General features: G+C 36.9%; 10 protein-coding genes. 8 read left to right on the top strand and 2 right to left on the bottom strand.

What is annotated here, in order from left to right; all coding sequences use genetic code 11:
* Positions 1 to 10 precede the first annotated feature (10 nt).
* The 4 genes from IGJ63_RS07610 to IGJ63_RS07595 all read left to right on the top strand — a co-directional run bounded on the left by IGJ63_RS07610 (position 11) and on the right by IGJ63_RS07595 (position 4,800).
* The gene (locus IGJ63_RS07610) at positions 11 to 661 is read left to right on the top strand and encodes a YczE/YyaS/YitT family protein (RefSeq protein ID WP_002366868.1); all 651 of its coding nucleotides are present in this window, start codon (positions 11 to 13) and stop codon (positions 659 to 661) included.
* A gap of 317 nt (positions 662 to 978) precedes the next feature.
* Positions 979 to 3,684, top strand: coding sequence for a cation-translocating P-type ATPase (locus IGJ63_RS07605; protein WP_002377094.1), 2,706 nt, complete (start codon positions 979 to 981; stop codon positions 3,682 to 3,684).
* A gap of 69 nt (positions 3,685 to 3,753) precedes the next feature.
* Positions 3,754 to 4,290, top strand: coding sequence for a GNAT family N-acetyltransferase (locus IGJ63_RS07600; RefSeq protein WP_033625032.1), 537 nt, complete (start codon positions 3,754 to 3,756; stop codon positions 4,288 to 4,290).
* 69 nt (positions 4,291 to 4,359) lie between these two features.
* Complete coding sequence (locus tag IGJ63_RS07595; protein ID WP_002385841.1) at positions 4,360 to 4,800, top strand: hypothetical protein; 441 nt, start codon at positions 4,360 to 4,362, stop codon at positions 4,798 to 4,800.
* A gap of 240 nt (positions 4,801 to 5,040) precedes the next feature.
* Here IGJ63_RS07595 and IGJ63_RS07590 read toward each other — a convergent pair whose 3' ends face one another.
* Together IGJ63_RS07590 and IGJ63_RS07585 are read right to left on the bottom strand one after the other, a co-directional pair.
* A complete protein-coding gene (locus IGJ63_RS07590; protein WP_002357133.1) occupies positions 5,041 to 5,202 on the bottom strand; it encodes a hypothetical protein in 162 nt (53 codons plus the stop codon).
* Positions 5,203 to 5,235: 33 nt separating this feature from the next.
* Positions 5,236 to 5,592 carry a hypothetical protein gene (locus IGJ63_RS07585; RefSeq protein WP_002357135.1) on the bottom strand — a complete coding sequence of 119 codons (357 nt, stop codon included), beginning with the start codon at positions 5,590 to 5,592 and terminating at the stop codon, positions 5,236 to 5,238.
* Positions 5,593 to 5,771: 179 nt separating this feature from the next.
* On the opposite strand from IGJ63_RS07585, the gene IGJ63_RS07580 reads away from it, so the two are divergent.
* The 4 genes from IGJ63_RS07580 (at position 5,772) to glpO (ending at position 12,194) form a co-directional block, all read left to right on the top strand.
* Positions 5,772 to 7,106 (top strand): FAD-dependent oxidoreductase, encoded by a 1,335-nt coding sequence (locus tag IGJ63_RS07580; RefSeq protein WP_101731921.1) that lies wholly within the window; start codon positions 5,772 to 5,774, stop codon positions 7,104 to 7,106.
* On the top strand, positions 7,096 to 8,562 hold the full coding sequence (locus IGJ63_RS07575; RefSeq protein WP_002385844.1) for a helix-turn-helix domain-containing protein: 1,467 nt from the start codon (positions 7,096 to 7,098) through the stop codon (positions 8,560 to 8,562). The genes IGJ63_RS07580 and IGJ63_RS07575 overlap by 11 nt, the downstream gene beginning before the upstream one ends.
* 276 nt (positions 8,563 to 8,838) lie before the next feature.
* Positions 8,839 to 10,344: a glycerol kinase GlpK gene (glpK, locus tag IGJ63_RS07570; RefSeq protein WP_002357138.1), complete on the top strand. Its 1,506-nt coding sequence runs from the start codon at positions 8,839 to 8,841 to the stop codon at positions 10,342 to 10,344.
* A 20-nt stretch (positions 10,345 to 10,364) separates the two neighbouring features.
* A complete protein-coding gene (gene glpO / locus IGJ63_RS07565; protein WP_078130955.1) occupies positions 10,365 to 12,194 on the top strand; it encodes a type 1 glycerol-3-phosphate oxidase in 1,830 nt (609 codons plus the stop codon).
* Positions 12,195 to 12,199: the final 5 nt, after the last annotated feature.

Raw genomic sequence — 12,199 nt, 5'->3', positions numbered from 1 at the left:
AGTTTTTATAATGTGGAAGAAAAAAATTGTGCTATCGTTTCTTTTTTATTTAATTAGTGCATTGGGCATCAGTTTGACAATTCAAGCAGGCATTGGAGTTAGTAGTTTTAATGCATTTAATGTGACCTTTGCAACACTTACTCATTTAAAAGTCGGAACTGTTACCACAGCTATTAATTTCGCTTTTTTAGGCACGTGTTGGTTGTTAGATCAGCAGCGTAAAATTCAGGACTATTTGATTATTTTGGTGGCGTTAATTGGCTTTGGTTTTGTCATTAATTTTTTCTTATATCAATTATTTGGTTCGCTTGTTTTTCAAAATTATTTAGTTAAAATTGTTCTATTTATTTTAGGGACAATCATAGCAGGAATCGGGACAGGACAGGTAGTTGCGCTAGGTGTTTTGCAATTTCCCATTGAAAAATTTTGTACACTTATTTCTGAAAGAACGCGCTATAGTTTTCAGGTTTATCGTTATTTAGTTGATATTTTTTGTGTCAGTTTAGCACTAGGATTGTCCATTAGTTATCATTTGCCGATTTTTGTTCGTGAGGGAACTGTGATTAGTCTTTTCTTACTTTCTTGGGTTATTAGTTGGTCGAGAAAGCGGGGGCAACAACGTATTTTACGAATACAAATCAAGAAACTGGAATCCGAATGAAAGGATTTCAGTTTTTTTCAAATGAGCAGAACTTTTATTTGAAAAAAAGAATGGAAAACGGTATACTAATTAAGTAATTATTCATAACATTGGTTCTCCAATCAATGTTAAATAGTTTTTTCATGAGGGAGTAACTGACAGTATTTATGCTGTGACAACATCACCAACTCCGAAAGCAATTTCTGGTGTTGTCTTAAACGGTGAGACTTATGTATGTTCGACGAAGTAGCATACACAAGTCTATTTTTTTTCATTTATTTTTGATGAAATGTAAAATAGTACTTGAAGGATGCTGCAAAAAATAGAGGAGGAAGAACATGTCAGAAGAAAAGAAAACACAATTGTCTGAAGCGTTTTACGCACAAGACGACACAGTTGTTTTGGAGAAAATGAACACAACAACTGATGGATTAAGTGCACAGGAGGCTCAAAAGCGTTTAGAAACGTACGGGGAAAATGTGCTAGATGAAGGGAAGAAAAAATCACTTGCCGTGAAATTCTTTGAGCAATTCAAAGATTTTATGATTATTGTTTTATTAGCGGCAGCGGTCATTTCAGCCGTCTTTTCCCATGATGTGGTAGACTCGATTATCATCTTAGTGGTTGTTATCTTGAACGCCATCTTTGGGGTCATCCAAGAAGCTAAAGCGGAACAAGCCATTGAAGCATTAAAAGAAATGTCTTCACCAAATGCGAATGTTCGCCGTGATGGACACGTCATTACTGTTAAAAGTGATGAATTAGTGCCAGGTGACATTGTTTTATTAGAAGCAGGCGATGTCGTTCCAGCTGATTTACGTTTATTGGAAGCGAATAGCTTAAAAATTGAAGAAGCAGCGTTAACCGGTGAATCTGTTCCAGTTGAAAAAGAAGTAACCATCTTAGAGGGAACCGATATTGGTATCGGTGACCGAATCAATATGGCTTATTCAAATAGTAATGTGACGTATGGACGTGGTCTTGGCGTTGTGGTTGGCACAGGAATGAATACAGAAGTCGGTAAAATTGCTGGCATGCTAGCAAGCGAACAAGAAACGGAAACGCCTTTAAAACAAAACTTAAACCAATTGGGTAAAATGTTAACAATTGCCATTTTAGTCATTGCAGCGGTGATGTTTGTGGTAGGAATGATGAATGGTCGTTCATGGATTGACATGTTATTAACGTCAATTTCGTTAGCTGTAGCGGCAATTCCAGAAGGATTACCAGCGATTGTCACAATTATTTTGGCTTTAGGTACCCAAAAAATGGCCAAGAAAAATGCGATTGTCCGTAAGTTACCAGCCGTTGAAACATTAGGAAGTACAGATATTATCTGTTCAGATAAAACAGGTACGCTAACCTTAAATCAAATGACCGTTGAAGCGTTGTATACAGATGGTCAAGTTTTATCTGCTTCCACAGAAATCCCTGCCGATAATATGGCTTTAAAAATCATGAACTTTACGAATGATACAAAAATCGCTCAAGATGGTTCATTAATTGGTGACCCAACAGAAACTGCCTTAGTACAATTTGGTTTAGATCATGCGTTTAACGTAACCGAAAAAGTAGCAGCTGAACCTCGTGTGGCAGAGATTCCTTTTGACTCTGATCGTAAATTAATGACTACAGTTCATGAATTAAAAACAGGTGGCTTCCTAGTTTCTGTCAAAGGTGCACCAGATGAATTATTGAAACGTTGTACGGAAATCTTATCAAATGGAGAAACAAGTCCATTAGATGAAACAAAACGTCAAGAAATTTTGAAAACAAACACCTCATTAGCGAAACAAGCCTTACGTGTTTTAGGAATGGCTTATAAATATGTTGAGACGATTCCAGCCGAAATGAGTTCTGAACTTGTGGAAAAAGATTTAACATTTGCTGGTTTAGTCGGTATGATTGACCCAGAAAGAAAAGAAGCTGCAGATGCTGTAAAAGTCGCGAAAGAAGCGGGTATTCGTCCAATTATGATTACGGGTGACCACCGTGATACAGCAGAAGCAATTGCGGCACGTTTAGGCATCATCAAAGAAGGCGACGACGATGCAGTCATTACAGGCGCTGAATTAAATGAATTGTCAGATGAAAAATTCGCACAAGTCGTGGGACACTACTCTGTCTATGCTCGTGTTTCACCAGAACACAAGGTTCGGATTGTTAAAGCGTGGCAACAAGAAGGAAAAGTGGTTGCGATGACTGGTGATGGCGTAAATGATGCCCCAGCCTTAAAAGCTGCTGACATCGGGATTGGTATGGGAATTACCGGAACAGAAGTATCAAAAGGTGCTTCAGATATGGTACTTGCCGATGATAACTTTTCAACAATTATTGTGGCAGTAGAAGAAGGACGTAAAGTTTTCTCAAATATCCAAAAAACGATTCAATATTTACTTTCAGCTAACTTAGGGGAAGTATTAACCTTGTTTATTGCAACAATGCTCAATTGGGATACCTTGTTACCTGTTCACTTATTGTGGATTAACTTAGTAACGGATACTTTCCCAGCGATTGCGTTAGGTGTGGAACCAGCAGAACGTGATGTGATGAGCCATGAACCTCGTGGTAAAAAATCGAACTTCTTCTCTGGCGGCGTTTTAAGCAGTGTTGTTTATCAAGGGATTACGCAAGGGGCATTGACTTTGATTGTGTATAAAATGTCAATTATGTTCCCAGCACATACCGCAGCTAACACAAACTTATCGGCGCAAGCGTTGTATGATTTACAACACGGCGATGCTTTAACCATGGCCTTCGCTACTTTGGGATTAATTCAATTGTTCCATGCCTTTAATGTGAAGTCGATTTATCAATCAATTTTCAAAGTTGGCTTATTCCGCAACAAATCATTTAACTATGGGATTCTTGTTTCGTTCTTGCTATTAGCTGCAACGATTGTTATTCCAGGATTTAATGATTTATTCAGCGTTACACATTTAGATGCATATCAATGGGCAATTGTAGCAGGTACTTCTTTTGCTATCATCCCAATTGTGGAAATTGTGAAGTTCTTCCAACGTAAAGCAGGTAAAGGTGCTTAATAAATAAGAAAAGAAAATTGGCTGGTACTTAAACCAGTCAATTTTTCTTTATGTAAGGAGTGAAAGGGCTTGAAACGGAAAATTATTTTCGAAACACAACGACTTATTGTCAGAGAATGGCAGTCGGAAGATGAAGTGGAATTGAAAAAATTTTTGCAAGATGAAAATGTGATGTATGCTTATGAACACGCTTTTTCTGATGAAGAGGTCGCAAACTGGCTAAAGTGGAACTTACAGTCCTATCAAGAATACGGCTACGGCTTATGGGCGTTAGAGAAGAAACGAACAGGCGAAGTCATCGGCGAGTGTGGTCTCACCAATCAATTAGTAAAAGGTAAGAGCTATCCAGAAATTGGTTATCATTTATGTGTGAAAGAATGGCACAAAGGGTATGCGATTGAAGCTGCCGCAGCGACAAAACAGTACGCATTCGATGTATTAAATTTTCCAGAAGTTATTTCAACGATTCGTGATACGAACTTAGCCTCTATGAATGTCGCTATTCGAAACCAGATGCTTGTTAGGGATCGATACATTAAAACATACCATGGCAAAACGATGCCTCACTATGTTTTCTCTGTTAAGAATCAAAAGAATAAAGACTGAAAAAGTGCCACTTGTCAGATGGAATAGAAAAAGTGTAAAATGGAGTGAAAGAGAAAAGGGAAAAGAGGGATGGTTATGAGACCAAATTTAGGATTTTACGTTCAAACAATTAATGATATCGTTAAAACAACAGAAGATATTGGCGAAGTCATGAATCCATATTACGAAGAAGTTCGTCAAGCGATCGATAAGAATAAAGTGAATGATTTAACAGCCGAACGAATTGCAGAAATTCAAGCAAAATTTAAAGAAGGTACTGAAAAATATGAATTAATGCTCAAAAAAGTCGGAACATTAAAACCAACACCACAAGTACTTGGCATTCACAAAAAATTTCAACATGCTTATACAGAATATGTAGCAGGATGCAATGAAATGATTTTAGCAACAGATCCAGAAACAGGCATTGATGCAGATTTATTTAATGCTTCAGAGGAAAAGCAGGATCAAGCAACGGATGAATTAACCTTTGCCATTACGCGGATGAGCAACATTCTTTTGAAAAAATAAAAAACTAATAAAAATAACTAACGAATTTAATATTTTTTTCATGTCTTTTTTATGGACAAAAGAGAAAGTGTATTGTATTATTAATTCATACCAACAACAACCTTTTTATTTTTCATTTTACTCTTATTGAGTAAATACTCCTTTTCCATCGGCAAAACTGCCGGTGGTTTTTTTGTTATTTTTTTATTTAATAATAAAACAACCTTTGATTTTATTAAAATCAAAGGTTGTTTTAGCTTGTTAATTTTCAACATTTCGCACATAATCATCAAAGTATTGAATTAACTCTTTCTTGATTTGTTGATAATCTGCTTCAGAATAGTTCTTTTCTTCTAGCGTACCATTAAAAAATGGCAAATTTAATTCTTCTTTTAAACGTTCAATCACTTCTTCTTGCTTCATAAGGACCCCTTCTCAACGAATTGTTCTCTTCTATTATAGAACATTGTAGTCATCCGTCAATTGTTCAAAGGCAATTTTCATTTCCTCTAGACGTTCATTCAATTGATTGGTTTCATCTTCTTCATTGAAAAAATGTTGTTTTAATTCAAAATAAAAATTTTCGAAGGCTTGGAAAAAAGGCTCAGACTTGTTGTTTTCAAGAGCAGGAACACTTGTGTAGAGAACACGAGCGCTATGATAGTAAGTGAAAACCTCGTTAATATTTAATAAAATACGCGCTTCCTCTGGGCGTGGTCGACTTGTAACTAAGTCATGTAAAGATAAACTTTTTGTATGGGTTTCAGATAAATAAAATAAAAATAGTTCCAATTGCTCTTTTGTTGCAGACATGAAAACTCCTCCTCAAACAGTAGTAACATTTATTATAAATGAAAATGAAAGTGCTTGAAAAGCAATGCGCTCAGCAAAAATAATTATTTTAAGGGAAAACTATAGTTGTTGCTTTAGCATTCTTTTTAATCATGATAAACTGAGAGAAGTATAGTAGGTCCTGACAGAGGAGGAAACAAATGAAAATTGTGATTATTGGTGCATCATTCGCAGGTATTTCCGCAGCAATTGCTTCAAGGAAAAAATATCCCCAAGCAGAAATTTCTTTAATTGATAAACAAGCAACAGTGGGGTATTTATCTGGTGGCTTAAGTGCGTATTTTAATCATACCATCAATGAATTACACGAAGCACGTTACATAACGGAAGAGGAATTACGTCGTCAAAAGATTCAGTTGCTTTTAAATAGAGAAGTTGTAGCAATGGATGTTGAGAACCAATTGATTGCTTGGGCACAAAAGGAAGAGCAACAGTGGTATTCTTATGATAAATTGATTCTAGCGACAGGCGCAAGCCAGTTTTCCACGCAAATTCGTGGTAGTCAAACAGAAAAACTACTCAAATATAAATTTTTATCAGGTGCTTTAGCGGCTGTTCCATTACTGGAAAAAAGCCAGACAGTAGCTGTCATTGGTGCAGGACCCATTGGAATGGAAGCTATTGATTTTCTTGTGAAAATGAAGAAAACGGTCCATGTCTTTGAAAGCTTGGAAAATCTATTGCCTAAATATTTTGATAAAGAAATGGTCGCAGAAGTTCAAAAATCTTTGGAAAAACAAGCAGTAATTTTCCATTTTGAAGAAACGGTCCTAGGAATTGAAGAAACAGCAAATGGTATTGTTCTTGAAACAAGCGAACAGAAAATTTCTTGTGACAGTGGGATTTTTGCTTTAAACTTACATCCTCAATTAGCCTATTTGGATAAAAAAATTCAACGGAATCTGGATCAGACAATCGCGGTGGATTCTTATTTACAAACTTCAGTGCCGAATGTTTTTGCCATCGGAGATTGCATTTCAGTTATGAATGAACCAGTCGCGGAAACTTTTTATGCTCCGTTAGTGAACAATGCGGTACGAACTGGCTTAGTAGTCGCCAACAATTTAGAAGAAAAAACACACCGATTCATTGGCTCTTTGCGAACAATGGGAACAAAAGTGGGGGACTATTACCTTGCTAGTACAGGTCTAACCGAAACGGAAGGTTTATTTTTTCCGCAAACACTTGCTTCCGTAATTGTTAGACAGCCAGCGCCGCCTCTACAACATGGGACAGAAATTTTAGGCAAATTAATCTATGATAAAGTGACACAACGGGTCCTTGGTGCACAGCTTTGTTCAAAAAACAATTGTTTAGAAAAAATAAATACGTTAGCATTAAGTATCCAAACAGGTCAGACACTGACAGACCTATTACAAAAAGATTATTTTTATCAACCTTCCTTAACCAATATTTATGATATTACAAATTTGATGGGTGCTTCGGCTTATTGGAGAGAGAACGATGAAAGTTGAGACATTATTAGAAAAGAAAGCGATGCGACAATTATTAACGGTGCAACAAACCATCTTAGCAGGCGGTACCTGCTCAGTCTCTGATTTAACAGCATTTTTAGCGGTCACAAAAGCCTCCTTTGAAAAAGACTTAGAGGATTTACATTATTTTTTGAAACCTTTTGGACAGGACTGTCAGCTTACTTATGATGGCCAGCAGCTATCAATCACCTTATCGGATTTTTTTTCGTTGAATCATTTAATTGAAGCATTTGTAAAAGAGTCTCTTAAATTTCAACTTTTAGATTATTTATATCGTAATAAAGAGTTTTCTATTGTTCAATTAACGACTAAATTTATGATTAGTGAGTCTTCTTTATTTCGAAAGATTAAGGAACTCAATCAATTGTTAGCCGCCTTTGATTTGCAAATAAAAAATGGACAACTACAGGGAGAAGAATTGCAGATTCGTTACTTTTACTTTCAGTTGTATTGGTATATTACTCCCTATGAAACACACCAGAAAAAAACGATGTCCCCGTTAAATAAACGGATAATTGAAGGGATTGAGACTGGCTTAGGTTTTACTTTTAATGAACATAATGCGTTAAAAGTTAGCCTTTGGTTGAGTATTACGAAAAAGCGCCTAGCGGTCACTTCAAAAAAATATCAACAATTGAGAAAGAAAATGATTGATTTTAAAGAAGATCCGTTATTTAAGCAAGTTCGACAATTGTTTTTCCGTTTTTCTAGTCGCTATTCATTAGAATTAGACGAAGGAGAAAGCATGATTCATTTTGTTTTTCTAATCACAATGTCGGTCTTACCAGAATCAGCTTTTGATGAATATTCCTTAATTCGGGGACGTCGTTCCGCTGTTTCTTTAGCTGATACGTTTATCTTGGAAAATGTGGTCTTGTATTATCGGCCCCATAAATTTGAACCTACTCTTGAGAAAACCATGGCTTACTATTTTTCACAAATTCATGGAAAACTGTATTTTTTTAAAGGAGAATTGGAAGTTTTTGATCGGGCCCATATCTGGGAAAAAGAACAGCAATTATCTAGTCGGGAATTAGCTTCTTTTTCAACAACGTTATTAGAAAAAGCTTTAGCTTGTTTTGATGAAACGTATCAACCAGGAGATAGTTTGCATGAACTTTCTCTGGTCAAATATTTAAGCGTGTTGGCATTAATTGAATTTAAAATGATTGGTGAAATAAAAATTGGAATTCATTTAGCAATGGATGCTCTTTATCAAGCGGCGTTAACACAAGTATTAATGCTTAGTCTTAAAAATATGAATGGCACGCTGGTGGAGAGGTATCAGCCTGAACAAACATATGATTTAATTGTGACCAATTATCAGCAAACGAGCTATCAAGGAACACCGGAAGTCTATGTTTTGTCAGAATTAAGTTCGACCTATGATGTGCAACAATTAAAAAAGAAAATACGTACCTTGCGGGAGAAATAAACAAAAGGTTGGTGTGACGGAAATTGTCTGATCCTCGCACCAGCCTTTTTACAACTAAAAGTCGAAAATTAGGCTTTTTTAAACAAAAATGTTTCTTTTTATTGAAAAATTAGAGATAATAAAAGTATTATTGAAAGCGTTGTCTTTGTTGGTTTTAGTAGAAATCCTTTCAATTTTTTTAAAATAAAAAAAGTTTTTGACATGTTTAGTTATTCTTTTGTTTGTAAGATAGGGACATAAAGAAAACGATTTCAAAAACGTTTAGGAGGAATTATCATGGCAGAAGAAAAATACATTATGGCGATTGATCAAGGAACGACTAGTTCTCGTGCAATTATTTTTGATAAAAAAGGAAACAAAATTGGTAGTTCACAAAAGGAATTTACTCAATATTTTCCTAATGCAGGCTGGGTGGAACATAATGCCAATGAAATTTGGAATTCTGTTCAATCCGTTATTGCAGGTTCTTTAATTGAGTCAGGAGTGAAACCTACAGATATTGCCGGAATTGGGATTACAAACCAACGGGAAACAACCGTTGTTTGGGACAAAGCAACTGGGTTACCAATTTATAACGCAATTGTTTGGCAATCACGCCAAACGACACCTATTGCTGATCAACTAAAAGAAGATGGCTACAGCGAAATGATTCATGAAAAAACTGGGTTAATCATTGATGCTTATTTCTCAGCAACGAAGGTTCGTTGGATCTTAGATCACGTAGAAGGTGCGCAAGAACGTGCAGAAAATGGAGAATTGATGTTTGGAACAATTGACACTTGGCTCGTTTGGAAATTAACGGGAGATACTCATGTCACTGATTATTCAAATGCAAGTCGGACGATGTTGTTTAATATCCATGATTTAGATTGGGATCAAGAAATTTTGGATCTTTTAAATATCCCACGAGTGATGTTACCGAAAGTGGTTTCGAACTCTGAAGTGTATGGACTAACAAAAAATTACCATTTTTACGGAAGTGAAGTTCCTATCGCTGGGATGGCTGGTGACCAACAAGCCGCTTTATTTGGTCAAATGGCCTTTGAACCTGGGATGGTTAAAAATACCTATGGAACAGGCTCATTTATTGTCATGAACACTGGCGAAGAACCTCAACTTTCTAAAAATAATCTGCTTACCACTATTGGCTATGGTATTAACGGCAAAGTATATTATGCCTTGGAAGGAAGTATCTTCGTGGCTGGTTCAGCGATTCAATGGTTACGAGATGGCTTAAAAATGTTGCAAACGGCTGCTGAATCTGAAGCAGTAGCCAAAGCGTCAACAGGGCACAATGAAGTTTATGTGGTTCCGGCATTCACTGGTTTGGGCGCACCATATTGGGATTCACAAGCGCGTGGGGCTGTCTTTGGATTAACACGCGGTACCACGAGAGAAGATTTTGTCAAAGCGACACTTCAAGCAGTTGCGTATCAAGTTCGTGACATTATTGACACGATGAAAGAAGATACAGGCATAGATATTCCCGTCTTAAAAGTAGACGGTGGAGCAGCAAACAATGATTTCTTGATGCAATTCCAAGCAGATATTTTAAACACTGCTGTTCAAAGAGCCCATAACTTAGAAACAACGGCCTTAGGCGCAGCTTTCTTGGCGGGCTTAGCGGTTGGCTTCTGGAAAGACTTAGAAGAAATCAAAGCATTCCAAGAAGAAGGACAACAATTTGAACCAATTATGGCGGAAGAAGAACGAGAAGATTTATATGAAGGTTGGCAACAAGCAGTAGCAGCTACCCAACAATTCAAACGTAAAAATAAGTAAATGGAAAAGGGGAATTTTCTATGACTTTCTCAATAGAAACACGCCGACAATCAATCGACGCTTTAAAAACACAACACTTAGATGTCTTAATTATTGGTGGTGGCATTACTGGCGCAGGCGTTGCCCTGCAAGCCAGTGCCGCTAAAATGAAGACAGGGTTAATTGAAATGCAGGATTTCGCAGAGGGCACCTCTTCACGATCAACCAAATTAGTTCATGGTGGTATCCGCTATTTGAAAACGTTTGACGTGGAGGTGGTGGCAGATACAGTGAAAGAACGAGCTGTCGTTCAATCCATTGCGCCACACATCCCTAAAGCGGATCCCATGTTATTGCCGATTTATGATGAGCCAAATGCAACATTTAATCTATTTTCTGTCAAAATAGCAATGGATTTATATGATCAGTTAGCTGATGTAACAGGTACCAAGTACGCCAACTATTTGTTAACAAAAGACGAGGTTTTGGCACGTGAGCCACAACTAAAAAGTGAAGGTCTACAAGGTGGCGGTGTTTATTTAGATTACCGAAATAATGATGCTCGTTTAGTTATTGAAAATATTAAACAAGCAGTAGCTGACGGGGCACATGCTGTGAGTCGGGTTCAAGCGGTGGGCTTTTTATACAATGATGAAGGTAAAATTACTGGTATTCAAGCAAAGGACCTACTAACTGACGAACAGTTTGAGATTCACGCAGATGTTGTGATTAATACTACTGGTCCTTGGTCAGATAAATTAAGAGGCTTAAACAAAAATGATTCATTTACACCACAAATGCGTCCAACCAAAGGGGTTCATTTAGTTGTCGACAAAAGCCGTTTAAATGTTCCTCAACCAACGTATTTTGATACAGGTAAACAAGATGGCCGCATGGTCTTCGTTGTTCCAAGAGAAGAAAAAACATATTTTGGGACGACGGATACAGATTACCATGGAGACTTTCAACATCCAACAGTAGAACAAAGTGATGTGGATTACCTATTGGAAGTAGTAAATAATCGTTATCCAGAGGTACAATTGACAATTGATGATATTGAAGCCAGCTGGGCTGGCTTGCGACCTTTAATTTCTGCTAACGGTGGCTCAGATTATAACGGGGGAAACAATGGCAAACTTTCAGATAAAAGTATTGATGAAGTCATTGATGTCGTTGACAGATACCAAAAAAACAAAACAGATAAACGAGAAATTGAAGAAGTCCTAAACCATCTAGAAGACAGTTTGGTGGAAAATAAAGTCAATCCTTCAGCTGTCTCTCGAGGCAGCTCATTGGAAAGATCAGCGGATGGCTTGCTCACTTTGGCTGGTGGGAAATTAACAGATTATCGTAAAATGGCAGAAGGTGCGATGAAAATGATTCAAACCATCTTAGCAGAAGAATACCAGAAAGAATTCACCTTAATTGATTCTAAAAACTATCCAGTTTCAGGCGGGAAATTGAACCCTGCAACGGTAGACGAAGAATTAGAAGCGTTGGCAAAACATGGCGTATCTAAAGGGTTAAGTGAAAAGGATGCACTATACTTAGCTCATTTATATGGCTCCAACGTACCAACTGTTTTTGAAATGATTGATGATGCCAAAGTAATTCCTGGTTTAACCTTAACAGAAACTGTCTCTTTAAACTATGCGATGGAAGAAGAAATGGCTTTAACACCCGTCGACTTTTTATTGCGACGGACCAACCACTTATTATTTATGCGTGATCGTTTGGACCAAGTGAAAGCGGGAGTCATTGAAGAAATGGCACAGCATTATCAATGGACAGCGGAAGAAAGAGCACGACACATTGAAACATTAGAAAAAGTAATTGAAGAATCAGATTTAAAAAATTTGAAAGTAGGGTGAAGAAA

The organism is Enterococcus sp. DIV1375a, assembly GCF_051712205.1.
Lineage (GTDB): Bacteria > Bacillota > Bacilli > Lactobacillales > Enterococcaceae > Enterococcus > Enterococcus faecalis.
The sequence above is the reverse complement of the archived record's forward strand: the minus strand, read 5'-3'. Positions and strand labels throughout refer to the sequence as shown.

Coding starts and splice junctions, on each gene's coding strand:
- IGJ63_RS07610 (WP_002366868.1), top strand. CDS start 11: ATGTGGAAGAAAAAAATTGTGCTATCGTTTCTTTTTTATTTAATTAGT.
- IGJ63_RS07605 (WP_002377094.1), top strand. CDS start 979: ATGTCAGAAGAAAAGAAAACACAATTGTCTGAAGCGTTTTACGCACAA.
- IGJ63_RS07595 (WP_002385841.1), top strand. CDS start 4,360: ATGGTTATGAGACCAAATTTAGGATTTTACGTTCAAACAATTAATGAT.
- IGJ63_RS07590 (WP_002357133.1), bottom strand. CDS start 5,202: ATGAAGCAAGAAGAAGTGATTGAACGTTTAAAAGAAGAATTAAATTTG.
- IGJ63_RS07585 (WP_002357135.1), bottom strand. CDS start 5,592: ATGTCTGCAACAAAAGAGCAATTGGAACTATTTTTATTTTATTTATCT.
- IGJ63_RS07580 (WP_101731921.1), top strand. CDS start 5,772: ATGAAAATTGTGATTATTGGTGCATCATTCGCAGGTATTTCCGCAGCA.
- IGJ63_RS07575 (WP_002385844.1), top strand. CDS start 7,096: ATGAAAGTTGAGACATTATTAGAAAAGAAAGCGATGCGACAATTATTA.
- glpK (WP_002357138.1), top strand. CDS start 8,839: ATGGCAGAAGAAAAATACATTATGGCGATTGATCAAGGAACGACTAGT.
- glpO (WP_078130955.1), top strand. CDS start 10,365: ATGACTTTCTCAATAGAAACACGCCGACAATCAATCGACGCTTTAAAA.